A 24,996-nucleotide genomic window follows, 5' to 3' on the forward strand; every position below is an offset into this window, starting at 1 on the left:
ACCATATAAAATGTAACAGGTAGTTTTAAAATAAGATAAATTATACAGTAACAGGAGGAAATCATGGCCAAGTTTATCTTTGTTACCGGGGGTGTTGTTTCTTCCCTTGGTAAAGGTATAACCGCCGCCTCTTTGGGGCGGTTATTAAAAAGCCGAGGACTAAAAGTAGCAGTACAAAAACTGGACCCCTACATAAATATAGACCCGGGCACAATGAGTCCCTACCAGCATGGTGAAGTTTTTGTAACGGAAGACGGTGCAGAAACCGATCTGGATTTAGGCCACTATGAGCGTTTTATTGATATTAATCTCAGCCGTAGGAGCAACGTTACAACCGGTAAAATATACTGGTCAGTGCTCAATAAAGAACGCCGCGGAGATTACTTGGGCGCCACTGTGCAGGTTATCCCTCATATTATCAATGAAATTAAAGAACGCCTGCTGGAACTGGCCGAGGAGGGCAATCCGGATGTAGTTATTGCCGAAATCGGCGGTACTGTAGGCGATATTGAATCCCAGCCCTTTTTGGAAGCTATCAGGCAGATGAAAAGCGACCTTGGCCGGGATGAAGTAATGTATATTCACGTCACATTGGTTCCTTATTTACCGGCAGCTAATGAATTAAAAACGAAACCTACCCAGCACAGCGTTAAAGAACTGCGCGGTATCGGCATACAGCCCGATGTAATTGTCTGCCGTACAGAAAAACCGCTGTCTAAAGAAATGGAAAATAAACTGGCGCTCTTCTGCGATATTGAAAAAGATGCCGTAATACAGGCTCTTGATGCCCCTTCCATTTATGAAGTGCCGTTACACCTAGAAAATGAAGGACTTGCCGATATTGTCGTAAAGCGCCTTAAATTAAAATGCGGCAAACCGGATCTTACCGAGTGGCGGGATATGGTTGCCCGCATGAAAAACCTGCATTTAGGTACCACCATTGCATTGGTGGGTAAATACGTTTCCCTAAAAGATGCTTACATCAGTGTTGCCGAAGCACTGCGCCATGCCGGTTTGCATCATGGTGCCGCAGTAAATATTCGCTGGATTAGCAGTGAAGATTTAGAAAAAGTACCTGCTGAAGAATATCTGCATGATGTTGACGGCATTTTAATTCCCGGCGGCTTTGGCGATCGGGGAATTGAAGGAAAGATTAATGCCATTCGGTATGCGCGCGAAAACCGTATACCGCTTTTAGGCATTTGCCTAGGATTGCAGCTGGCAGTAGTTGAATATGCCCGCAATGTATTGGGCTGGACGGATGCCAACAGCACGGAGTTTGATCCCGATACAACCCACCCGGTAATTGATCTGCTTCCGGAACAAAAGGATATTTTTAATAAGGGCGGTACTATGCGTCTGGGAAGATATGAATGTGTTCTTAAACCGGGCACATTGGCATATCAGGCTTACGGACAGGATGTTATTTACGAAAGACATCGCCACCGCTACGAATTTAACAATGAATTTCGTGACGAGTTATCCGCCCACGGTATGATTTTCTCAGGCGTATTGCCGGAACGAGATTTAGTAGAAATTATTGAAGTACCGGAGCATCCATGGTTTTTAGCCACTCAATTTCATCCCGAGTTTAAATCCCGGCCCAATCGCCCGCACCCGTTATTCCGCGATTTTATCGGAGCAGCATTAAGATATAAAGACAGCAAGTAATTTACAACAGCTTTGGTATAAAAAACCAAAGCTGTTTTTGAATTTGAACAATGTTACAAATAATTCCCCCAATAAAAATAACCGCACTGAAACATTCTAAAAACAACTCAGGCAATTATATAAAATAATTACTGGTGGTGTTTTAATTGAAAAGAAAAGTAATTACCGGAATTATTTTCGGCATTGTAGCGCTGTCATTAATAGCAGCCGCCGCATTAAACGAGCAGCGCAACTTTCGCGCCCAAAGCGCTACATCCGGAAATGATGCCATCGGCATCATTAACGTTACCGGGGCAATTATGAGCGGCGGTGGCGGCGGAGGCTTTAGCAGTATTCAGTCCGGCTCAATGGACATTATCAATCAACTGCGTAAGGCCGGAGAGGATCCAAACATTAAAGCCGTTGTTCTGTATATTAACAGTCCGGGTGGCAGTGCGGCCGCTTCACTGGAAATTGGCAATGAAATCAAACGCTTAAGAAAATCCGGAAAAAAAGTAGTAGCTTACATGTCTGATTCGGCAGCGTCAGGTGCTTACTGGATATCCTGCGCAACCGACCGGATTGTAGCTAACCCAACCACCCTTACCGGCAGCATCGGAGTAATTATGCAAACTGTAGATTTACAAGGCTTATACGATAAAATAGGTATTAACTACCGTACCTTTAAGAGCGGCCCGTATAAAGATATGGGTTCAAGCAGCCGCGATATGACCGAAGAAGAGCGTAAAATTTTTCAAAGCATGCTGGACGACACCTACCAGCAGTTTATTGACGTAGTTGTAGAGGGCAGAAATATGAGCCGGGATGAAGTGCTGAAGTTGGCCGACGGACGGATTTACAGCGGCCGTCAGGCATATGAGTTGGGCTTGGTAGATCAACTGGGCGACATGCATGATGCCGTGCAGACGGCAGCAAAGATGGCCGGCATCAAAGGCGAACCGGAAGTTATCAACTTGTCGCCAACCGGATTTTGGGAACAGTTTTTAGGAGTCATCGCTGCCCGGAAAACTTTTACCATTAATGACTTAAATGTTATCCCTTACGGTCCAATGCTGCTGCCGGGAGGTGGAACGGAATATGAATACAGACAAAGATAACCGGTCACCGGAAGAATTACAGCCCCAGCCGGAAAATACAGACCGGCCTGAACAACCGCCGGAGCAGCCGCCTGTAAAACTAACGGTATACGATTTGTTATACGGGGTACTGTTCGAGCCGGTAAAAACATTTCGCATTGTGGCCCAAAAAACACCGCTAAAATTGACTCTGCTGCTGGTTTTAACCCTAAACCTACTGCTGGCAATAATGGATATGTATGCCCTTGATTACACACTGTTTGCTCCGATGTTTAACCATCCCCATATGGCAGGAGAGATGCTCCGGGTATTAGAAGCTGTCGGCCCTATGGCGGCCGTAGGAGGATTTATCACCGGTGTGCTTTGGTGGTTTTTCTATGCCGGGTTTCTGCACCTGTTAGCTGAATTTTACGGCGGACGCGGCAGCGCTGTGTCTACCTTTACGGTATATGGTTTAGCCGGTTTGCCGGCAGTAATATTGATACCGATGCAGTTGCTGGAAATTATTTTTTCCCGGTCAGCAACAGTCGGTGGCATTGTCTTGATTACTACCATAGCCGTAAAAATTTGGGGAATAGTGCTGCTTGCCATCGGCTTGCGGGAAGTTCATCGCTTTTCCACCGGCAAGGCTGTGGCAGTAATCGTTACACCTTGGGGCGTGGCCCTACTGCTTGGTATTATAGCCACAATCATCATTACCGGCGTGATTGCTTCAATCCTACCGCAATTATATTAGTTTGTATTTTATAAATTCACAAAAAAGGATTTGTTTCCCCCAGAGCGAATGCTTTAATATTCAGACAAAGGGGGGGTACAAGTTGAAGCAATGCCGGATATTAATTGTAGACGATCAACCGGGCATTCGCAAACTGCTTTGCGAATTATTCCAGGAATATATAGTAGAGGAAGCTCAAAACGGTATCGAAGCTCTTGTCAAAGTTGAAAAGCAGCAGCCTGACCTAATATTATTGGACATGAAAATGCCCGGAATTAACGGGCTGGAAACTTTAAGACTACTTAGAGAAATTAATCCGGAAATACCGGTAATCATGATGACCGCATTTGAAAGTGAAGTTGTTTTGCCGGCAAATTGCAATCTAGGTCCTACCTACAGCATTCAAAAACCCTTCGATCTTATCGAAATTAAGACATTAGTAGAAAAAACAATTAAAAACCGAAATAATATGTATATTTGTCCTAAATAATGAAAGGAATTTTAATAACGGCGGCGAAATACTCACTTATAAACTAGTGAAAAGGTTGGAGGGTATCTACGATGATAATACCCACCAGTACGGTGTTGGCAATACGCTGCCCAAGGTGCGGCAAGCTGGAATTTCATACTATTTCCCTTTTTTCCTTTTCCGGTAGCCGCACACTGGAAGTAAAGTGCTTTTGCGGTGCCACACTGCTAACGGCTCAAAAAAGAAATAACGGTTTTTATCGGCTGCTGTTGCCTTGTGCAATATGCGATTATAAACACATGCGCCAAATTTCCGGAACGCAATTATGGTCCGGGCAGTTAATTACCCTCTACTGTCAAGAAAGCGGAATGGAACTGGCTCATATTGGTTCTGCAGAAAGGGTTCACAAGGCTGTGCAAAGTTATGATGATGAGTTAGATTTGTTAATTCGGCAATTTGAAGATGATGACTATTTTAACAATTCGGCAATTATGTATGAAGTAATAAATCGGCTGCATGACATAGCAGAAAAAAATGGCCTGTATTGCCAATGCGGAAATGATGAAATTGAAGTGGAAATATTTCCCGATCGCCTTGAATTATACTGTAAAGACTGCAACAGCGTAAGTATTGTTTATGCCGAAACGGAAGAAGACTTGGAAGTTATTATAAACACCGATTACATCGAGTTAACTCAGCACGGCTTTAGTTTTCTGGACTGTTGGGGTAACGGTGACAGCAAAAACAACCCCAAACTTAAAAAACCTCGCAGAAAACACAATAAACACCGGTAGACGCGCTTTACAAAATCACATAAACTGCCCTGGCTTTGGTCATAATGAAATTGACTGTGGGGAAAGCATCAAAAAGCTCGGACGCGGTCCGAGTTTTATGATTGATATAGCATGGATATATTTTAAATCTAACCGAGGAGGTTTTACATTATGTCATTGGTCACGGTATCCGAACTGTTGCAAAGGGCTGAAGCCGGAGGTTATGCGGTTGGCGCTTTTAACTGCAACAACATGGAGATTGTACAGGCTATTATCGCTGCTGCAGAGGCAGAAAGGGCACCGGTAATTATTCAAGCCAGCCAAGGGGCGATAAAATATGCCGGCTTGAACTGGATTGTCGGCATGGCCAAAATAGCGGCCGAGCAAAGTAAAGTTCCGGTAGCACTGCATTTAGATCACGGAACAAGCTTTGAACAATGCGTTAAATGTATTCAGGCCGGTTTTAGTTCAGTAATGATAGACGGTTCAAAATATCCTTTGGAAGAAAATATTGCCTTAACCAACAAAGTTGTCGAAGTAGCCCGGGCGGTAGGGGTATCAGTTGAAGCGGAATTGGGTAGAATTGGTGGTACAGAGGATGACATCAGTGTTGACGAACGAGAAGCGATGCTTACCGATCCCCAAGAGGCCAAAAAGTTTGTTGACAGCACCGGTGTGGACTCTTTAGCGGTAGCTATCGGTACTGCCCACGGTCAATATAAAGGTGAGCCCAAGCTTGACTTTGACCGTTTAGTAAAAATCAAAGAATTGGTTAAAATACCTATAGTACTGCACGGTTCATCCGGTGTGCCTGATGAGGCCATTAAAAAGGCCATCTCACTTGGTGTAAGAAAAGTTAATATTGACACCAACATCAGAGAGGCAATTACCTACACCATGCGTCAAGTACTCAATGATAACCCCAAAGAAATTGACCCCAGGAAAATAATTGGCCCCGCTCGTGATAAAGCAATTGAAGTAATCAGAGAAAAAATAAGAGTATTTGGAACAAGCAATAAAGCATAATTATTAAATAACGCAGGGCGTGCGAAGTAATTGCCGCCCTGCTGTTTGCCAAATGACGAAGGGGGGAAAAGAAAGTGCAGCTCTTTCTTGATACAGCTAATATTGATGATATTCGTGAAGCATACCGGTTAGGTGTAATTTCCGGCGTTACTACTAACCCTTCGCTGATTGCCAAAGAAGGCAGAGATTTCATCCAAGTGGTTAAAGAAATTGCCGCTATAGTTGATGGCCCAATCAGCGCAGAGGCTGTATCCCTTGATGCGGATCAAATGTTGGCCGAAGCGCAGCAGCTGGCAAAAATTCACCCCAACATTGTAGTTAAACTGCCGATGACGGCCAACGGATTAAAAGTTGTGAAAGCATGTAGCCGACAGGGGATAAAAACCAATGTTACCCTGGTGTTTTCTGCAAATCAAGCGCTGCTGGCCGCACTTGCCGGAGCGACATATGTCAGTCCTTTTGTTGGCCGCATTGATGATACCGGTCACGACGGAATGAAAGTTATTTACGACACGGTAGAGATATTTAACCGCTATGGCTTCAAAACTAAAATAATTGCCGCCAGTATTCGCCACCCAATGCATGTGCTGCAATCGGCTAAAGCAGGTGCCCATATAGCCACCGTTCCGCCCAAGGTATTAAAACAAATGATCAAACACCCCCTAACCGACATTGGCATAGAAAAATTTTTAGCAGATTGGGCAGCGGTTCCCGGTCAAAAATAACCTCATTTATTGCATACACTGAAAGTTTTTCCGATAAAAACCTCAAAAATTTCTGTCCTTAAAGCTTAACGATCCAAAGTAGTCAAAACAATAAAATTTAAATTTAATAAAGATGGGAGAATAAATGTTGGATGTAAACATTAACAATCTGGAAGAAAAAACCATGGTCGAGCTTTATAAAATAGCGCGGGCCATGGAAATACCCGGTTACTATAAACTGCGCAAAAAAGAACTGATATTTGAAATAATCAAAGAAAAAACTGAAAAAGAAGGTATCATTCAAGCCCAAGGCGTGCTGGAAAGAATGCCTGATGGCTACGGCTTTTTGCGGCCCTTTAAATATCACCCCAGCAATGATGATATATATGTGTCTGCATCACAGATCAGAAAATTTGATCTGCGCACCGGCGATCGCGTTTCCGGTCAGGTACGCAGACCTAAAGAAGGTGAGCGCTACTTCGCGCTGCTGCGGGTAGAAGAAGTTAACGGTGACCCTCCGGAATTATCTCCTGAAAGGCTGCACTTTGATGGCTTAACTCCTCTTTATCCTGATAAAAGAATTAACCTGGAAACCACCCCTGATAAAATAAGCACCCGCATTATTGACTTAGTAGCACCGATCGGTCGGGGGCAACGGGGATTAATTGTTGCACCGCCTAAAGCAGGCAAAACCATTTTATTAAAAGAAATTGCCAACAGCATTACCCAAAATCATCCGGAAATTGAACTAATAGTGCTGCTTATTGATGAACGTCCTGAAGAGGTTACCGATATTGAACGTTCAGTAAAGGGCGAAGTGGTAAGCTCAACTTTTGACGAACCACCGGAAAACCACGTCAAAGTTGCCGACATGGTACTGGAAAGGGCTAAGCGATTAGTTGAACACAAGCGCGATGTGGTAATTTTGTTAGACAGCATCACCCGTTTGGCCCGTGCCCATAACCTGGTTGTACCGCCCAGCGGCAGAACCCTTTCCGGCGGTGTTGATCCCGCCTCACTATACAAACCTAAGCGCTTTTTCGGAGCCGCTCGCAACTTGGAAGAAGGCGGCAGTTTAACAATTTTGGCTACCGCCTTAATTGAAACCGGCAGTCGGATGGATGAAGTGATCTTTGAGGAATTCAAAGGTACCGGCAACATGGAGCTGATACTGGACCGCCGCCTAGCCGAACGCAGGCTGTTTCCGGCAATAGATGTAACCCGTTCCGGCACCCGCCGTGAAGAGGCCTTGCTCACTAAAGATGAATTAGAATGGATTTGGGGCTTCCGCCGCGCATTCAGCAATGCCACACCGGTAGAAGCAATGGAAACCATGATTGAACGTATGAAAAACTACAAAACCAATGCTGAGATGATTAGCAGCATGCAGGAAATCCGCCGCCGCGCCAGAGCATTAGTGCCCAAACACCCTCCCACCAAAGTAGACAATAATCCAAACAGTTAGTATATTATTTACCTCTAATGGCAATAATTTTAATAACTATTGCCATTAAGAGGTGCATTCAAAATGAGAAACAGCTTATACAAAAAAATAATACTTGCAATAGCCGGTTTACTTGTTATAAGCGGAACGTTAAATACTCCTGCCCAGGCCGGGCTGGATGAAATTATTAATAAAGACAAGCCCTATCGTGCTAATTTAGTTGACTATCAAACTGAAGAAGCGGTGCCCGTTACAAAGAGTAGCAGCCAAGTTTATATGGTACAACCGGGAGATACTCTTTGGGGCTTAGCCGACAGATTTGGCATAACACCGGATATGCTGGCGGCAGCTAACGGCCTGTCCGCTGAAAGCCAATTATACATCGGACAAGTGCTGGATCTGCCGCTGACTGCCGTGAAACACGTTGTCCGGGCGGGAGAAACGCTGAGCGAAATCTGCCGCCGCTATCAGGTGACGCAGGCTGAGGTGCTCAATGCAAATAACTTGCAAGACCCAAACCTGGTGTGCATCGGCGAAACTTTGCTCATTCCGCTGAAATATGCTGCGGCAAATGAACGGGCAGTAGTAGCTGCCACAGCCAAGCTGCCGGCAGTAGCCATGGACTGGCCGGCAGAGGGGAGCATTTCGTCACCCTTTGGTATTCGCGGGCCCCAGCCCCACCACGGGATAGATATTGCCGCCCCCCATGGAGCGCTGATTAAGTCTCCGTGTGCCGGAACAGTTATCCACGCCGGTCCGTATGGCACTTACGGCAATGCCGTAATTATCGATCACGGTGACGGTTTACAGACCCTTTATGCCCACTGCTCAACCTTGCTGGTTAAAAACGGAGAGTATGTGCAAAAGGGAGAAAACATTGCCCGCGTTGGCAGTACAGGCCGTTCCTCCGGCCCACACCTGCATTGGGAAGTGCGCTACCGAGGCGTGCCCTTTGACCCTCAGCTTTGTATTGATATGAACTACCTGGCAAAACGGTAAAGGGGTGGGCATGTAACCCTGCCCTGCGAAGGTAAATCCTTGGCGGCCCACAAGAAACGTAACATTTACGAGAACTCGCAACAAAACGGCACCCCGCCGTTTTGTTTTTGTTAACGAAGCGCTATATTCATTGCTACCGGATATGTTATAATGCGCTATATACCAAAATTAAAAGGAGCACCCCATGTACAAACTGCTTTTTGCTAATGAAAAGGGCGAATTTTTCGATTACCCCCTAAACGCGGTGGGACGGGCCTGGGATCGCTACGTAGAAATTATCGATGAAGACCTAATACCGCTGCCTGAGGGCGCAGGCTTGGTAATGATACCCGGCGGCATGCCTATCGGAATCAACCGGCAGGGCGGCTTTACACTGATGAAGCAAAACCCGTACGGCGAAGGAGCTGCTTATGCCGTAGCAGCCACACTGCCTCAAGGTTATACCCGCACACTGCTGCCGGCATACCGGCGGGAAGATGATAAGCCCTTGCCGCTTTTAGGTTACGCTGCCGTAGTTTGTAAAGGAGAACAGCTTTATGTGGCAGCCCTTCAGACTGATGAGCTTGATAAATGGGCTCCCGAACACTATAGCGGCCCGGAGCTTCCGGCTTTAATTGAAAAGCGAATAAATATCCACCCGGAAAACCGACTGCTCAAACATTTGGCCAAATGCTCAACCGACTACTGCTGCTATACCGCGCAAAACATATTTTACACCCGTTGGGAGGGCGGCCTGCCCGTTTCACCTACTTGTAACGCTGCCTGCTTAGGCTGTATATCCCTGCAGCCTGCAGAGTGCTGTCCTTCTCCCCAGTCTCGGCTTACCTTTCGGCCAAGCCTGCAGGAGATCGTAGAAGTAGGTGCATATCACTTAGAAAATGCTCCCGAGGCCATTATCAGCTTTGGCCAGGGCTGCGAAGGAGAACCGTCAATTGCAGCCGACATCATTGCAGCGGCCATAAAAGAGATGCGGAATAAAACAAACCAAGGCACGGTTAACATGAATTCCAATGCCGGGTACACCGCCGGGGTTAGTAAAATTATCGATGCCGGTTTAGATTCCGTCAGAGTGAGCATCATCAGTGCTAATCCCGACATATACAACGCTTACTATCGCCCCAAAGGGTATACTTTGGCCAACGTAAAGGCAAGCATTAAATACGCCAAACAAAAAGGCGTATATGTCTCGCTGAATTTGCTCACCTTACCGGGCTTAACTGATCGGGAAAGGGAAACCGAAAGCTTGATTGAGCTGATAAAAGAAACCGGAGTTGACATGGTGCAGATCCGAAATTTAAATATCGATCCCGATTATTTAATTGAAAAAATTCCTCCTGTCAGCGGTGAACCTTTGGGCATAACTGCTTTTTTAAAAATAATGAGCGAAGAGTTACCCCATGTTGTTATCGCTAATTACTCCAAGCCGGTACGTAAAAATAATACCTAACAAATTAAGTTGCAGATAGAAAAAAACTATGTTAAAATACTCTAGTGTGTATAATGTGTATAGTTTTCAACAAGTATTTTAAGAGGTGAAATTCAAAATGAAAGAAAAAATCCACCCTCAATATTACGAGGCTACGGTTACTTGCGTTTGCGGCAATAGTTTTACCACCGGTTCCACCAAGAAAGAACTGAAAGTGGATATTTGTTCCAAATGCCATCCCTTTTTCACCGGTGCGCAGCGCAATGTTGAAACCGGCGGACGTGCTGACAAGTTCCGTAAAAAATACGGCCTGAAGTAAGGGCAGTTAGCAGAGCGATATGCTCTGCTATTTTCTTAGTAAATTAAACGGTTTTTCGCAGATTTAGCCATAACTGCACTAAAGCGGTTTAGAAGAAGGTGATGAAGAGTTTCATGTTAGATAAACTTGAACATATTGAAAAAAAATACGAAGAGTTAAGCAAATTAATTGCCGATCCCGAAGTAATGGCCGATCGGAAACGGTGGCAGCAGTATGTTAAAAACCATGCAGAACTGGAAGAAATAGTAACGGTATATCGTGAATACAAAAAAACAATGCAAGAAATTGATGATACCAAGCAGTTGCTTAAAGAAGAGCAGGATGCAGAGCTAAAAGAAATGGCCGAAATGGAATTGGCAGAGCTTGGCGAAAAAAAAGAAGAACTAGAGCAAAAATTAAAGATTTTGCTGCTGCCTAAAGATCCTAATGATGAGAAAAACGTAATTGTAGAAATTCGTGCCGGTACCGGCGGTGAAGAAGCAGCCCTTTTTGCGGCCGACCTGTTTAGAATGTACAGCCGCTATGCTGAGGAGCGAGGCTGGAAGATAGATATTATGAGCACCCACTATACCGATATGGACGGTATCAAAGAGATTATCTTTATGGTTGAAGGTAAAGGTGCCTACAGTGCATTAAAATTTGAAAGCGGTGTGCACCGGGTACAGCGGGTGCCCGTTACCGAAAGCGGCGGGCGGATCCACACCTCGGCGGCTACAGTGGCTGTAATGCCGGAAGCAGAAGAAGTAGATGTAGAGATTAACCCCAACGATATCCGTATTGACCTGTTTTGCTCCAGCGGCCCCGGGGGGCAATCTGTAAACACTACCCAGTCGGCAGTACGCATCACTCACCTGCCTACCGGTATTGTGGTGTCTATGCAAGATGAAAAATCACAGCACAAAAACAGAGAAAAAGCAATGAAAGTGCTGCGGGCCAGACTGCTGGAAAAAGCACAGCAAGAACAACAGGAAGAAATTGCCGGTGCCCGCCGGTCGATGGTCGGCAGCGGCGACCGCAGCGAACGAATCCGTACTTATAACTTTCCGCAAAACCGGGTAACCGACCACCGCATCGGTTTAACGCTGCATAAGCTGGATGTCGTACTGCAGGGCCAACTACAGGAAATTATTGACGCGCTGATAACCGCTGATCAAGCACAAAAACTACAAGAACTGGAGTAATAGATATGGATATTGAAACAGCCCTGGCTAATGCCAGGGTTTTATTGCAGCAAAATAACATAGGCGCACCGCGCTTAGAAGCAGAACTGCTGTTGGCCCACGTCTTAAAGTGCAGCCGGGCGGCACTTTATGCCAAAGCCCAACGGGAACTGCCGCCGGAACTGCTAAACCGTTACATGCAGCTAGTAAAAAAACGGATAGCCGGGCAGCCAACAGCCTACCTTATCGGCAAAAAGGAGTTTATGGGGCTAAGCTTTAATGTCACACCGGCAGTGCTTATTCCCCGTCCGGATACCGAACTGCTGGTAGAAACGGCAATTCACCTGCTGCAGCAAAAAAACAACACCAAGCCGATGATGGTAGATGTGGGTACAGGCAGTGGGGCAATTGCCGTGAGTGTTGCCCATTATGTTCCCCGGGTGCAGGTGCTGGCGGTGGATATTTCACCGGCAGCGTTGGCAGTGGCCAAAACCAATGCCGCCGCCCATGGGGTGGAAGACCGCGTTTGTTTTTTAGAAGGAAGCTTGCTGCAGCCGGTACAGGCATATTTAAAAGATAATGGGGTAGATTTAATTGCCGCTAATTTACCCTACGTGCCCAGCGGAGATCTCCCCGGTCTTTCTAAAGAAGTACATAATGAGCCGCAGCTGGCCCTTGACGGCGGCCCCGATGGCTTAGACTTATATCGATTGTTGGTGCCGCAGGCAGAAAAACTGCTTAAACCGGGCGGACATTTGCTGATGGAAATCGGTCCCGGGCAAGGACAAAAAACACTTGACTTAGTTGCTGCCCCTAAGTGGCAGGCCAAACTTTACCACGACCTGGCCAACCGTGAGCGGCTGGTAGTAGCGATGAAATGCTAAAGAATGGCTTGAATGCCGCCATAACAAGTAAAAAAACCAATGCCGGCAATCAGCAGCCCGCTGACGTTAGCCAGGCGGCTCCAGGCAGAATTGCTGAACATGTGCCCTGCCCGGTGGGATATTTTTAAGAATACTAACCCAATGGCAATTAACGAAACCGCCCCTCCTATGCCAAAAGCTACTACCAACACCAAACCGCTGAACAAGGCCCCGGCACTGATGCTCATTAACAGCACCGCCAGCGCGCTGGGGCAGGGAATTAAACCATTGGTAAAACCCAACAGAATTAAAGTGGGCCATTCCACCGTTCCGCTGACGGGAGCACTGTTGTGCCCGTGATGGCAGCTGCAGCCTACCCTTCGGCGGAAAGCCATTTTTAACCCAATAAAAGTAATGATTACCCCGGAAATGATTTTTAACCAGGTTTCCATCGTCTGTTCCGGCAGTCCCCCCTGTCCGACAGCCGCATTTAGTGCACCGTGGCTAATAAGCGACATAGTTACAATTACCAAAGTATGTGTTATGGCCGAGGTTAACCCCAAGGCGACGGCATGAATAGGTCTACCCCGTGAAAGCACCAAATAGGCCCCCATAATGCTCTTGCCGTGACCGGGCTCCAGCGCATGCAGTGCTCCGATGCCAAAAGCGGAAACAAGCATAACAATAAAACTCATATTAAACCTCCGGACAAACTAATATGCTTATCAATATTTAACTTGATTCAGTTTTATGCCCATATATTTTGTGATATACTACTGCAGTAGAAGAGGTGGCAGATAATGTCAGATATACGCACCAAATACTGGAAGATAAACAATGTCAGCAGTGATAAGGCAGCAATTAAAGAAGCGGGAAAAATTTTGCGCCAGGGAGGGCTGGTGGCTTTCCCGACAGAAACGGTATACGGTTTGGGCGCCAATGCGCTTGATGCGGAAGCAGTCGGCGCTATTTTTAAGGCTAAAGGCCGCCCCCAAGACAACCCCTTAATCGTGCATATTGCTGACTTTGCAGAAATACATAATGTTGCCCGTCTTTCTTCACCGCTGGCAGAGCGGTTAATTAACATCTTTTGGCCCGGCCCGCTTACATTGGTTCTGCCTAAAACCAATGCCGTGCCTAAAGAAGTTACCGCCGGGTTAGATACCGTAGCGGTACGCATGCCGGATCATCCCGTTGCCCAGGCGGTAATTACCGCTGCCGGCGTGCCGATAGTGGCCCCCAGTGCCAACCTTTCCGGCAGCCCCAGTCCGACCACTGCCCAACATGTACTGGAGGATTTAGACGGCCGCATTCACGGGGTGCTGGACGGCGGCCCCACCAACGTGGGAATAGAATCCACCGTGCTGGATATTACCGGCCCGACACCCACAATACTGCGCCCGGGCGGCGTTACTGCCGAGCAGCTGTCAGAAGTGCTCAAAGAAGTGCAGTATGACCCGGCCATAGAAAGTGATAAAAAAAATATTACCCCCCGTTCACCGGGGGTTAAATATAAGCACTATTCGCCGAAAGCCCCCGTAATACTATTGGAAGGTACTGCAGAACATATAGCCAACCATACAAAAAAGCTGATTGATGAGTACCGACAAAAAAATTTAAATGTCGGCGTGTTAACCAGCGCGGAAAATGCAGATCAGTACTGCGACAGCGGAGCATACGTTGCCAATTACGGAAGCCGAAATCAGCCTGCGACAGCTGCAGCCGTTCTATATGATTTATTGCGCCGTTTTGACCACTACGGTGTAGATGTAATTATTGCCGAAAGCCTGCCGACTTACGGTATCGGCCGGGCAGTAATGGATCGCTTGCGTCGGGCGGCAGGCGGCAATGTACTTAAAGTGTAAACGCTAAATTTAAAGCAAATGAGGTAGAAGAATGACGATAACGACACTGCTACTGTTGGCAGCGGCACTGGGTACCGATGCCATGTCTTTGTGTGTGGGTATTGGTATGTCTGGGGTAACCAGGCAACAAGTTTTTTTATTAACCTTTACTATTTTATTTTTTCATATCGTCATGCCGGTAATTGGTTATTTTGTCGGTGAATTTGTCGGCAGCTTCGTCGATCGGGCGGCAACCATTGTCGGTGCTTTGCTGTTGATATATTTAGGGTTGCGCATGATTAAAGAAGCCCTTCAAGGTGAGGCCGGCGAACAAAAAATCCTGTTGGCCAATACCGGAGGCCTATTAGTATTGTCGGCCAGCGTCAGCATGGATGCCTTAAGTGTTGGCTTTACCCTCGGCACTTTAGATGTTAACTTGGTGCAGGCCGCTTTAATTATGGGTGCTGTAGCCGGTTTAATGACATATTTAGGTTTAAGCTTTGGCCGTTTTGTCGGTGAAAAAATCGGCAGCCGGGCACAAATAGTGGGAGGTATAATCCTAATTGCCATCGGCATTAAATTGTTTTTCTAACGGTAAACATACCTAAATTGTCTGGGTGGCAAGAAAGGAAATACTTACATAAATCGCAAAAAGGAACAGTCAAGACTGTTCACTAAACCTGGGTTCTGTATAAGTTACATTAATGGTTAAATGTAAAAAATCAATGGTGCAATTGGCAAAAGGTAAGATTATCGGTTGAAATGTAGGGCCGGCAAGCAGGCCGGCCCGCCAAGGAACCCTTGAGCGAAATGGGCAAAGTTGGGAGTTTTGCCTTTACAGGATCAGGCAAAAAAATTGTAGCCCACGCACTTGCCTCTTCCGCCTTATTATCGTAAACTGGCAGTCAAGATCCTTCCCTGCACTTGAATTCTGTAAAAATTACATAAATGGCTAAATAGGGGGTGACACCGCAGTCATATGCGAATAATGTTTGTGTGTACCGGCAATACCTGCCGCAGCAGCATGGCCGAAGGCCTTGCCAAAGCCATACTGGCCAAAAAAAACCCGCAAATTGATATAGAAATACAATCCGCCGGAACTTTTGCCTGTCCGAATGCTCCGGCTGCTTGGCAGGCCATTGAAACCTTAAAACAAAAAGGCATAAACATTGAAAACCACAGTGCCACCCTACTTACCAAAGAACTGGTCGATAAAGCCGATATCGTTCTCACCATGACAAACGCTCACCGGCAGCAGGTGCTGCAATTAACACCCGATGCCGAGCATAAGGTATTTACTTTAGGGGATTATGTCGGTGTCGCCGGGGATATTCCCGATCCCGTTGGACAGCCTTTAGAGGTTTACCAGGAATGTGCGGCACACCTAGAAACATTAATCAATAAAGCGTTGACAAAAATATTAGAAGAACATGAAGGAAAGACTCAAGAAATGGAGAACCACTAATTCGTTATAATCATATACCGCGAAAGGGGAATTAAACTTGAAACTGGCTATTGGCTCAGATCACGCAGGATTTGACCTAAAAAAAGAAATAATTGCCTACCTTAAAGAATACGGAAATATAGAAATTACCGACCATGGCACCTACTCTGAAGACTCGGTGGATTACCCCGATCTGGCCCTTAAGGTGGCTGAAGCGGTTGCTTCCGGTCAAGCAGAGCGGGGCATTATTATTTGCGGTACCGGTATTGGGATCAGCATTGCTGCCAACAAAGTGCCGGGTATTAGGGCGGCAAATTGCCATGATGTATATACTGCTCAAATGTGCCGCGAGCATAACAATGCCAATGTTTTAGCCTTTGGTTCGCGGGTGATAGACAGTGATACCGCTAAAGCAATAGTAAAAACCTTTTTGGAAACAGAATTTGCCGGCGGCCGGCATGCCCGTCGCGTAGAAAAGATAACTGAAATTGAGAAAAAATACAGTATAAAATAAATCTACAATTTTTATGAAGGGAGATAATCACATTGGCGGATACAAGACATTTAGCGGAAGTAGATCCTGAACTTTACGCAGCAATATCAAATGAACTCGATCGCCAGCGCCATACTATTGAACTGATTGCTTCTGAGAACTTTGTCAGCCGGGCAGTGCTGGAAGCAATGGGTTCGGTGCTTACCAATAAGTATGCCGAGGGTTACCCCGGCAAACGCTACTATGGCGGTTGTGAATTTGTTGATGTTGCTGAGGAACTGGCACGTGAGCGCCTGAAAAAGCTCTTTGGGGCAGAGCACGTTAACGTGCAGCCACATTCCGGAGCCAATGCCAACCTTGCGGTGTACTTTGCCCTGCTCAAACCGGGTGACACTATACTGGGCATGAACTTATCTCACGGCGGACACCTTACCCATGGCAGCCCGGTAAATATATCCGGCAAGTACTTCAATATTGTAGCTTACGGCGTGGATGAAGAAACTGAGCGCATTGATTACGATAACTTGCGTTCCCTGGCGCTTAAACACCGGCCGAAAATGATTGTAGCCGGTGCCAGTGCCTATCCGCGTGAAATTGATTTTAAAACTATCTCCGAAATAGCGCAAGAAGTTGATGCTTACCTGATGGTAGACATGGCCCACATTGCCGGCTTATGTGCGGCAGGGTTGCATATGAATCCGGTGCCTTATGCTGATGTGGTAACCACCACTACCCATAAAACACTGCGCGGCCCTCGGGGCGGGGCAATTTTATGCAAAGAAAAATACGCTAAAGATATTGATAAGGCAATTTTCCCCGGCATCCAAGGGGGCCCGCTGATGCACGTAATTGCCGGCAAAGCGGTAGCCTTTGGTGAAGCCTTGAAACCGGAATTTAAAGCTTACCAGCAGCAAATAGTCAATAATGCTCAGGCTTTGGCAGCCGCTTTAGTGGAAAGAGGCTTTAAATTGGTTTCCGGTGGTACAGATAACCACCTGATGCTGCTCGATCTGCGTCCCAACAACGTTACCGGTAAAGAAGCAGAAGGTTTACTGGAAAAAGTTAACATTACAGTAAACAAAAACACCATACCCTTCGATCCGCAAAAACCCTTTGTTACCAGCGGTATTAGAATCGGTACCCCGGCAGTAACCACCCGGGGCATGGTTGAAGAAGATATGGCGGTAATTGCCGAAATAATAGATTTGGCCATTAACCAAAAAGACAACCCTGAAGCGGTACAAACAGCCAAAAACAAAGCCAACGCCCTATGCGAAAAATATCCGCTGTATCAGTGGTAACAATTTTTGCCGTTGAACGCTAGTTTACCAATAAACGATAAAATCATCATATAGGAAATGGCCGAAAATATCATTGTAAAACGTTACATTGGGTAAACGGGCAGGAGGTAGAATCCTGCCCTTGTTTCTAGAAAGGTTGCTGAAGAATATGCGCCCTACCTGGGATCAGTACTTTATGAACATTGCTCACGTCATCGCCTCCCGGGCTACCTGCCTGCGCCGTCAGGTGGGAGCCGTATTGGTAAAAGACAACCACATTCTGGCCAGCGGTTACAACGGCGCTCCTGCCGGGCTTAAACACTGCTTAGAAATCGGCTGCCTGCGGGATGAACAAAACATTCCTTCCGGCCAACGGCACGAGCTATGCCGCGGGTTGCACGCCGAACAAAATGCCTTAATTCAAGCAGCGGTGCATGGTGTGGCCATAGAAGGCTCAACCATTTATACCACTCACCAACCATGTGTGCTTTGCGCCAAAATGATCATTAATGCCGGTATTAAGCGCGTAGTTTTTGCCGGCAGTTATCCCGATGAAATGGCGAGGCAAATGTTTGCAGAGGCCGGTGTTGAACTGGTGCATTTTACAGGTGATGCAAACAAATAAGGCAGATTGTAACACTTTCTTAACAATTTGTAAACACAATGTAATAAGTGTTTAAATATGTGTAAAAACAACGTATTATAATATAACCAACGTCAAATCCGCAAAAAATAATCCTATTGCTTGGGCGCCTTATAGGCGTCTTTTTTTTATCTGTTTTATTTATAAAAAAGGCGGGGTTGCTTCCCCGCCCCTACGTTTTATTTAGTAAGTTTTTCTATTTAATGTGGGGCCGATTCATGCCGTTAAGTTTAACAAACCCTGTAGCTGTAAGAAGGGGCGGCCTTGTTTTCTGTCCTTGTGAAACAGAGAACCGTCCCCTAAATAGATGAGGGCAAAACCAAAAAGCAGGAGTTTTGCTAATAAGGTAGAAGTGTTATGAAGTTAGTCTGAAATTTAAAGTTAATTTGCCGAATAATGGCAAAAGCTTATTGGTATAATATGGACGGTGCTTAATTTGCAAACTAAAAATATATCTTTGCCAAAACTGAACAACCTTTCGCCAACGCTGGAATCCACTGCATTAAAGCTAATGGAAGAAGCCGGTGAGTTGGCACAGGCTATTGGCAAATTAAGAGGGCTGAGCGGCGAAGCTTCTCGCCTTGACGAACAGCAAGCCATGCAGCTAATTGCTAAAGAACTTTTAGACGTTGCCCAAACAGCGGTTTCGATGATGTTTGTTTTAGAAGAGCAGCACAACGTCAACATTGAGCAAGCTTATGCACAACACATCGAGAAACTAAAAAGAAAGCGTTATATCAAAGAATAAGGAAGGATTACATATATCAATGTTAAAAGTACTTACAGTGTTCGGAACCAGACCGGAGGCCATTAAAATGGCCCCTTTAGTATTGGCGCTGCAACAAACGGAAGGTATAAATACCCAAGTAGCAGTAACGGCTCAGCACCGGGAAATGTTAGATCAGGTGCTGAAACTTTTTCAAATTAAGCCCGACTACGACTTAAACATAATGAAAACCGGTCAAACATTATTTGACATCACTACCCGGGCCCTTACCGGCTTAAAAGATGTTTTAGATCAGGCCAAACCCGACTTAGTGCTGGTGCACGGCGATACTTCCACCACCTTTGTGGCCTCACTGGCCGCATTTTACAAACAAATTCCCGTCGGTCATGTGGAAGCGGGATTGCGTACAAACAACAAATATTCGCCCTATCCTGAAGAAATGAACCGCCGCCTTACCGGGGTGCTGGCTGATTTACACTTTGCCCCTACGGCTAAGGCCAAAGAAAACTTGCTGCGTGAAGGTATAGACGCCAAAAGTATTTTTGTTACCGGCAATACGGTGATTGATGCCTTAAAGGCCACCGTGCGGGAAGATTACACCTTTAACCACCGTGAGCTGGACAGCATTGATTTTCGCCAAAAAAGGGTGCTGCTGGTAACCACACACCGCCGTGAAAATTTAGGGGAACCCATGCGGGAAATTTATTTAGCTTTGCGGGATATTGTCGACAACTATCCCGATGTAGAAATAGTTTTCCCCGTGCACAAAAATCCGGCTGTGCGCGGCATGGCCCAGCAAGTGCTGGGGGCAACACCGCGGGTGCATTTAATTGAGCCTTTAGATTACCAGCCCTTTATTAACCTAATGCAGCGCTGTTATCTGGTGCTGACGGATTCCGGCGGAATGCAGGAAGAAGCCCCGGCATTGGGTAAGCCGGTATTAGTGCTGCGGGATACTACCGAGCGTCCTGAAGCGGTGCAGGCCGGTACAGTGCGCTTAATCGGCACCCAAAAGGATGCGGTTCTCCGCCACACGCGGGAATTGTTAGAAGACCCTGCGGCTTACAATAAAATGGCGGAAGCGGTTAATCCTTACGGAGACGGTTTAGCTTCTTTAAGGATTACTCAAGCAATTTGTTACAAATTTAACTTGCGAGAAAAGCCGCCAGAGGAGTTTGTCTATAAATAAAAGCAATTTTTTTGAAAAATTTCCATTTTTGTATAAATCCCTCGAAATCTCGGTATAGTAAGAAAAAAAATTAAAATTCTAACAACGATTAAGAAGGAATAAATTTTTTTATGTAGAACAAGTATTTAGAATATTTTCTAAAGCGGAACCAATTTATATAAAAAAATGCAATTAGTTTTTTCCAACGCGTTCCTCAAGAACCTTTTTTTGCCTATCCATTAGTGAAAAAAGGAGTTAATGTGGTCATAAATAACCAAAGCAAGCGTACAAATAAAAATGGGTCAAGCAGACACCCTGTAGTCCAGGCCATTGCCGTAACTACTACCATTGGCACTGAGCTGGCCATTGCAACGGTTTTGGGTTTTTATATCGGTCGTTTTATCGATAATAAACTTGATACAGAACCCATATTTTTGGTAATCTTTATTTTGCTGGGCCTGGGTGTGGGTATTTTTGGCATAGTAAACACACTAAACGCATTCTTTAAGAATGATAATGGCAGCAAAGGTCGCAGAAAAAAGGATGTGAAATAACCAATGCTTGACTTCTTATATAACGTTAGAACTGTAGACGTTCAACTCAAACGTACCGTCAAAATCACCGCTGCAATTGGCTTTTTTATTGCTATCGGCGTACTCATAAATCCTTCCCCTTTTAGCTGGGGGCTGCTTATTGGTACAGTCGTCAGTATTATTAATAGTTATCTTATCTATAATCGGATGAAGCACATAGCAGACATGCCTACAAATAAGGCAATTGCTTTTATGCGCCAGGGCTTTATTATGCGTTTATTGCTGATTATGGCAGTCCTGTCTTTTTCTATAATAACTGACGTATTAGATATATACGGGGTGGCATTTGGTATATTTATTGCTCCTATAGTCACGGTATTTGACTTTAACATCAGCGTAATTAAAGATTACAGGACTTATTCAGCTATGAAAAATAAATATGTGAAGGGGGGGAAACTTGATGAAGAGTCTTGATGAAGTCCATGCGGAGATAGGCGTAATATGGGAAAGAATTCTTGGTGAAGCCGCTCACGGGCCTACTAACTTAGGCTATATCGGAAACTTTGCCGTAGATGTCAATGTAAAAACCCTTGTCATGACTTGGATTATCATGGCTATTATATTGATAGTCGGTTATGTGGCCACTAGGAATTTAAGCCTGGAAAAGCCCGGCCGATGGCAGGTAGTCTTTGAAAGCGTCTACGACTTTCTAAAAGGGCTCATTTTTGACACCGTTACTGATGAAAAACGTGCCGCCTCGATTGTAACTTTCATTGCCACTTTGTTTACATTCATATTATTTTCCAACATGTTGGGCTTGTGCCCGACAATGATGTCACCCACAGCAGATGTTAACACTACTGCGGGTCTGGCAATAATGGTATTTATACTGGTACAAATTTTAGGCATAAAAGACAAAGGGGCTGGATACTTCAAGCATTATCTTGAGCCCTTCCCGTTCTTCCTGCCGTTAACCATTATTGAAGAACTGGCTAAGCCGGTTACTCTCGCTTTCCGTCTATTTGGTAACATCTACGCCGGTGAAGTAATGATTGCCGTATTATTAGGCTTAATTCCGCTAGGCGCAACACTTTTAGGCGGATTTACTGCATCATTGGCTTGGCTGCTCTTCAGTATCTTTGTTGGTACAATCCAAGCATTTGTATTCAGTATGCTAACCATTGTTTACACATCACAAGCGTGTAATAAACATTAACATTTGGAAAATTATTTGAAAGGAGGGGAACTGAATGGAATTAAACGCTGCTGCTGCTTTGGGCGCTGCTATTGCTGCTGGCCTGGCATCACTCGGCGCCGGTATCGGTGACGGTTTGGTTACCGGTAGAACAGTAGAAGGTATTGCCCGTCAACCGGAGGCAAGAGGTCCGCTACAAGTTACAATGTTTATTTCCGTTGGTTTGATCGAGGCTCTTCCCATTATCACAATCGTTATTGCGTTTATGCTTATCGGTAAAGCTGTGTAATACTGCTCTCGTACTTATCTAGTATTTGTGAGCAAAGGGGCGTAGCAGGTTAAGTTTAGTTATTAAACCTCTGACCTGCTATACCCTTAATTTTGTTCCGCTGATGATGGAAGGAGGGGAACACGTGGAACTGCAGGCCATTGAAGTTGCCCGCGCAGCTAGCGAAAGCGGTCCGCTGCTGTTTAACGCTACTTTGCTTGCGCAGATATTTAACTTTGTAGTACTTTTAATTTTCCTGCGCTTGGTAGTTTGGAAGCCGTTAGTAAGAGTAATCGATCAGCGCCGGCAGAAAATTGGCGACGACATTGCCGCGGCTGAACAAAGCCGTGCTGAGGCTGAAAAACTGCAAGCACAATTACAGGCTGATTTGGCTAATGCGAGAGAAGAAGCTCAGTTAATTATTCAAAGGGCGACCAAAACAGCTGAGCAAGAGGCTGCTAAAATTATAGAAGCGGCTAAGTCCGAAGCTACTCGTATTAAAGAAAGTTCTCTCCAAGAAATTCAAATGGAACGCGAAAAAGCCATTGCCGAACTGAAAAACGAAGTTGCCAGCTTATCTATTTTGGTAGCTTCGAAAATTGTTTCTGAAAAAATTACCGATGACGTTCAAGATGACTTGGTTAAAAAGTTCGTAGATGAGGCAGGTAAATTGCCATGTTAGTAAGAGCTGTGGCAAAAAGATATGCCCAGGCGCTTTTTGAGCTTGCTCAAGAAAAAAACGCCCTGGACAAAATGGAGGAAGAACTTAAAGCCGTATCTGAGATTGTTAAAAACGAACGCGGCTTGCAACGGGTTCTTTACCATCCGCAAATTACCGTTGCAGAAAAGCACCAAATTTTTAAAGAACTTTTTGAAAACCGCGTTTCGGAAACAACATTGAACTTTTTGTACTTAATAGTTGATCGTCATCGTGAAATTTATTTAAGCGCAATTGTAGATGAATTTATAAACTTGGCCAACGCAGCGCGCAATATAGTGGAAGCTGAAGTAATTTCGGCTAAAGAACTTAGTGCTGACCAAAAGAAAGAATTGGCCAAAGTTTTAAACCGCCTGGCCGGCAAAGAGGTCAGCCCCGAATACAAGGTGGATGCCTCATTGATCGGCGGCCTGGTGGTTCGTATTGGGGATAAAGTCATAGACGGCAGTGTTAAATATAGACTTGAATCCCTCAAAGCACGCCTCATGTCCAAAACAAGTTAAATATAGATAGGGGTGAACCAGTAAATGAGTTTGCGACCTGAAGAGATCAGCTCTATTATCAGGCAGCAGATCGAAAAATATCAGGCTCAAGTTGAAGTAACCGATGTGGGTACCGTTATTACTGTTGGTGACGGTATTGCACGTGTACATGGCCTGGAAGACTGTATGGCCAGTGAATTGCTGGAATTCCCCGGTGGTACCTTGGGTATGGCCCTCAACCTGGAAGAAGATAACATTGGTTGCGTTATCATGGGCCCCTATACTCACATTAAAGAAGGTGACACCGTTAAGCGTACCGGTCGTATTATCTCCGTTCCCGTCGGAGATGCACTGATCGGCCGTGTAGTAAACCCGCTGGGTCAGCCTGTTGACGGCAAAGGTCCTATTAAGTCTGATAAATATCGCCCGATTGAAAGAATTGCTCCCGGTATTATTACCCGTAGATCGGTACACCAGCCGATGCAGACCGGTTTAAAAGCTATTGACTCCATGATTCCTATTGGCCGGGGTCAGCGTGAGTTAATTATCGGTGACCGTCAAACCGGTAAAACGGCCATTGCTATTGACACCATTATCAACCAAAAAGACCAAGAAATGATTTGTATCTACGTAGCTGTAGGTCAAAAGGCTTCTACAGTTGCTAACGTAGTTAATATCCTGGAACAACACGGTGCTATGGATTACACTATCGTAGTAACCGCTACTGCGAGTGAGCCTGCACCGCTATTGTACATTGCACCATATGCCGGATGCGCTATGGGCGAAGAATTTATGGAACAAGGTAAAGACGTGCTGATTATTTACGACGACTTGTCTAAACAAGCTGCTGCTTATCGTGAATTATCACTGCTGTTACGCCGTCCGCCCGGCCGTGAAGCATATCCCGGTGACGTATTCTATCTGCACTCTCGTCTGTTAGAGCGTGCCGCTAAAATGAATGAAAATTATGGCGGTGGTTCATTAACCGCTCTGCCGATTATTGAAACCCAAGCCGGTGACGTGTCGGCCTACATTCCTACCAACGTTATTTCGATTACCGACGGCCAAATCTTCTTAGATACCGACCTGTTTAACGCCGGTATGCGTCCGGCGATTGACGTAGGTTTGTCAGTATCCCGGGTTGGTGGTGCGGCACAAATTAAAGCGATGAAACAGGTAGCGGGTACACTGCGTTTGGACTTAGCTCAGTACCGTGAGCTGGCTGCCTTCGCTCAGTTTGGTTCAGACTTGGACAAAGCTACCCAGGCAAGACTTATTCGTGGTGCCCGTTCAATGGAAATTTTAAAACAAAAACAGTATCAGCCGATGCCCGTTGAAGAGCAAGTTATCTCAATCTTTACTGCTGTTCGCGGCTATCTGGATGATCTGCCGGTAGAAAAAGTAGGCTCTTTTGAAGAGGGCTTGCTGCAGTACATCCGCAGTAACAAGCCGGAAATTCCTCAATCAATAAAAACCAATAAAGAAATTAAACCGGAAGTTGAGGAACAACTGAAAGCTGCCATTGAAGAATTTAAGAAGACCTTTGTATAAAGTTG

29 protein-coding genes are annotated in these 24,996 nt (G+C 45.5%); 28 read left to right on the plus strand and 1 reads right to left on the minus strand.

Annotated elements, in window-relative coordinates; genetic code table 11:
- Positions 1-63 precede the first annotated feature (63 nt).
- From ACZ5NG_RS11560 to prmC, 13 genes are all read left to right on the plus strand, one after another.
- Complete coding sequence (locus ACZ5NG_RS11560; RefSeq protein WP_464251929.1) at positions 64-1,671, plus strand: CTP synthase; 1,608 nt, start codon at positions 64-66, stop codon at positions 1,669-1,671.
- Positions 1,672-1,817: 146 nt separating this feature from the next.
- A complete protein-coding gene (gene sppA / locus ACZ5NG_RS11565) occupies positions 1,818-2,768 on the plus strand; it encodes a signal peptide peptidase SppA (RefSeq protein WP_464251930.1) in 951 nt (316 codons plus the stop codon).
- Complete coding sequence (locus tag ACZ5NG_RS11570) at positions 2,749-3,483, plus strand: Yip1 family protein (RefSeq protein ID WP_464251931.1); 735 nt, start codon at positions 2,749-2,751, stop codon at positions 3,481-3,483. Before sppA ends, ACZ5NG_RS11570 begins: the two co-directional genes overlap by 20 nt.
- An 82-nt stretch (positions 3,484-3,565) precedes the next feature.
- Positions 3,566-3,952 (plus strand): response regulator, encoded by a 387-nt coding sequence (locus ACZ5NG_RS11575; protein ID WP_464251932.1) that lies wholly within the window; start codon positions 3,566-3,568, stop codon positions 3,950-3,952.
- A 71-nt stretch (positions 3,953-4,023) separates the two neighbouring features.
- Positions 4,024-4,725 carry a hypothetical protein gene (locus ACZ5NG_RS11580; RefSeq protein WP_464251933.1) on the plus strand — a complete coding sequence of 234 codons (702 nt, stop codon included), beginning with the start codon at positions 4,024-4,026 and terminating at the stop codon, positions 4,723-4,725.
- A gap of 150 nt (positions 4,726-4,875) precedes the next feature.
- Positions 4,876-5,730, plus strand: a complete 855-nt coding sequence (locus ACZ5NG_RS11585) for a class II fructose-1,6-bisphosphate aldolase (RefSeq protein WP_464251934.1) — start codon at positions 4,876-4,878, stop codon at positions 5,728-5,730.
- A gap of 74 nt (positions 5,731-5,804) precedes the next feature.
- Positions 5,805-6,455: a fructose-6-phosphate aldolase gene (gene fsa / locus ACZ5NG_RS11590; RefSeq protein ID WP_464251935.1), complete on the plus strand. Its 651-nt coding sequence runs from the start codon at positions 5,805-5,807 to the stop codon at positions 6,453-6,455.
- 124 nt (positions 6,456-6,579) lie between these two features.
- Positions 6,580-7,899, plus strand: coding sequence for a transcription termination factor Rho (rho, locus tag ACZ5NG_RS11595; protein WP_464251936.1), 1,320 nt, complete (start codon positions 6,580-6,582; stop codon positions 7,897-7,899).
- A gap of 63 nt (positions 7,900-7,962) precedes the next feature.
- Positions 7,963-8,877 carry a peptidoglycan DD-metalloendopeptidase family protein gene (locus tag ACZ5NG_RS11600; protein ID WP_464251937.1) on the plus strand — a complete coding sequence of 305 codons (915 nt, stop codon included), beginning with the start codon at positions 7,963-7,965 and terminating at the stop codon, positions 8,875-8,877.
- A gap of 184 nt (positions 8,878-9,061) precedes the next feature.
- A complete protein-coding gene (locus ACZ5NG_RS11605; protein WP_464251938.1) occupies positions 9,062-10,324 on the plus strand; it encodes a radical SAM family protein in 1,263 nt (420 codons plus the stop codon).
- 97 nt (positions 10,325-10,421) lie between these two features.
- The gene (rpmE, locus tag ACZ5NG_RS11610; protein ID WP_464251939.1) at positions 10,422-10,622 is read left to right on the plus strand and encodes a 50S ribosomal protein L31; all 201 of its coding nucleotides are present in this window, start codon (positions 10,422-10,424) and stop codon (positions 10,620-10,622) included.
- A gap of 113 nt (positions 10,623-10,735) precedes the next feature.
- Positions 10,736-11,803 carry a peptide chain release factor 1 gene (gene prfA / locus ACZ5NG_RS11615; RefSeq protein WP_464251940.1) on the plus strand — a complete coding sequence of 356 codons (1,068 nt, stop codon included), beginning with the start codon at positions 10,736-10,738 and terminating at the stop codon, positions 11,801-11,803.
- A gap of 5 nt (positions 11,804-11,808) precedes the next feature.
- Positions 11,809-12,666 (plus strand): peptide chain release factor N(5)-glutamine methyltransferase, encoded by an 858-nt coding sequence (gene prmC / locus ACZ5NG_RS11620; protein ID WP_464251941.1) that lies wholly within the window; start codon positions 11,809-11,811, stop codon positions 12,664-12,666.
- Here the strand turns inward: prmC and ACZ5NG_RS11625 are convergent.
- Positions 12,663-13,340 carry a nickel/cobalt transporter gene (locus ACZ5NG_RS11625; protein WP_464251942.1) on the minus strand — a complete coding sequence of 226 codons (678 nt, stop codon included), beginning with the start codon at positions 13,338-13,340 and terminating at the stop codon, positions 12,663-12,665. The genes prmC and ACZ5NG_RS11625 overlap by 4 nt on opposite strands.
- A gap of 105 nt (positions 13,341-13,445) precedes the next feature.
- Between ACZ5NG_RS11625 and ACZ5NG_RS11630 the strand changes: the two genes are divergently transcribed.
- From ACZ5NG_RS11630 to atpA, 15 genes are all read left to right on the plus strand, one after another.
- A complete protein-coding gene (locus tag ACZ5NG_RS11630; RefSeq protein WP_464251943.1) occupies positions 13,446-14,510 on the plus strand; it encodes an L-threonylcarbamoyladenylate synthase in 1,065 nt (354 codons plus the stop codon).
- Positions 14,511-14,541: 31 nt separating this feature from the next.
- The gene (locus ACZ5NG_RS11635) at positions 14,542-15,081 is read left to right on the plus strand and encodes a manganese efflux pump MntP (protein ID WP_464251944.1); all 540 of its coding nucleotides are present in this window, start codon (positions 14,542-14,544) and stop codon (positions 15,079-15,081) included.
- 387 nt (positions 15,082-15,468) lie between these two features.
- Positions 15,469-15,954 (plus strand): low molecular weight protein arginine phosphatase, encoded by a 486-nt coding sequence (locus ACZ5NG_RS11640; protein ID WP_464251945.1) that lies wholly within the window; start codon positions 15,469-15,471, stop codon positions 15,952-15,954.
- Between the two features lie 37 nt (positions 15,955-15,991).
- The gene (gene rpiB, locus ACZ5NG_RS11645) at positions 15,992-16,447 is read left to right on the plus strand and encodes a ribose 5-phosphate isomerase B (protein WP_464251946.1); all 456 of its coding nucleotides are present in this window, start codon (positions 15,992-15,994) and stop codon (positions 16,445-16,447) included.
- 32 nt (positions 16,448-16,479) lie between these two features.
- Positions 16,480-17,727: a serine hydroxymethyltransferase gene (locus ACZ5NG_RS11650; protein ID WP_464251947.1), complete on the plus strand. Its 1,248-nt coding sequence runs from the start codon at positions 16,480-16,482 to the stop codon at positions 17,725-17,727.
- A gap of 148 nt (positions 17,728-17,875) precedes the next feature.
- Entirely contained in the window at positions 17,876-18,331 is a 456-nt protein-coding gene (locus ACZ5NG_RS11655) for a deoxycytidylate deaminase (RefSeq protein WP_464253168.1), read from the plus strand.
- A gap of 454 nt (positions 18,332-18,785) precedes the next feature.
- Positions 18,786-19,097 (plus strand): MazG-like family protein, encoded by a 312-nt coding sequence (locus ACZ5NG_RS11660; RefSeq protein WP_464251948.1) that lies wholly within the window; start codon positions 18,786-18,788, stop codon positions 19,095-19,097.
- A gap of 19 nt (positions 19,098-19,116) precedes the next feature.
- Positions 19,117-20,265: a non-hydrolyzing UDP-N-acetylglucosamine 2-epimerase gene (wecB, locus tag ACZ5NG_RS11665; RefSeq protein WP_464251949.1), complete on the plus strand. Its 1,149-nt coding sequence runs from the start codon at positions 19,117-19,119 to the stop codon at positions 20,263-20,265.
- Positions 20,266-20,504: 239 nt separating this feature from the next.
- Positions 20,505-20,798 carry an AtpZ/AtpI family protein gene (locus tag ACZ5NG_RS11670; protein WP_464251950.1) on the plus strand — a complete coding sequence of 98 codons (294 nt, stop codon included), beginning with the start codon at positions 20,505-20,507 and terminating at the stop codon, positions 20,796-20,798.
- 3 nt (positions 20,799-20,801) lie between these two features.
- Complete coding sequence (locus tag ACZ5NG_RS11675; protein ID WP_464251951.1) at positions 20,802-21,251, plus strand: ATP synthase subunit I; 450 nt, start codon at positions 20,802-20,804, stop codon at positions 21,249-21,251.
- Complete coding sequence (atpB, locus tag ACZ5NG_RS11680) at positions 21,238-21,993, plus strand: F0F1 ATP synthase subunit A (protein WP_464251952.1); 756 nt, start codon at positions 21,238-21,240, stop codon at positions 21,991-21,993. Before ACZ5NG_RS11675 ends, atpB begins: the two co-directional genes overlap by 14 nt.
- Positions 21,994-22,027: 34 nt before the next feature.
- Positions 22,028-22,261 carry a F0F1 ATP synthase subunit C gene (gene atpE, locus ACZ5NG_RS11685; RefSeq protein ID WP_464251953.1) on the plus strand — a complete coding sequence of 78 codons (234 nt, stop codon included), beginning with the start codon at positions 22,028-22,030 and terminating at the stop codon, positions 22,259-22,261.
- 124 nt (positions 22,262-22,385) lie between these two features.
- The gene (atpF, locus tag ACZ5NG_RS11690) at positions 22,386-22,922 is read left to right on the plus strand and encodes a F0F1 ATP synthase subunit B (protein ID WP_464251954.1); all 537 of its coding nucleotides are present in this window, start codon (positions 22,386-22,388) and stop codon (positions 22,920-22,922) included.
- On the plus strand, positions 22,916-23,461 hold the full coding sequence (locus ACZ5NG_RS11695) for a F0F1 ATP synthase subunit delta (protein WP_464251955.1): 546 nt from the start codon (positions 22,916-22,918) through the stop codon (positions 23,459-23,461). Before atpF ends, ACZ5NG_RS11695 begins: the two co-directional genes overlap by 7 nt.
- Positions 23,462-23,485: 24 nt before the next feature.
- On the plus strand, positions 23,486-24,991 hold the full coding sequence (gene atpA / locus ACZ5NG_RS11700) for a F0F1 ATP synthase subunit alpha (RefSeq protein ID WP_464251956.1): 1,506 nt from the start codon (positions 23,486-23,488) through the stop codon (positions 24,989-24,991).
- Positions 24,992-24,996: the final 5 nt, after the last annotated feature.

The organism is Desulfovectis peckii (genome assembly GCF_055391705.1).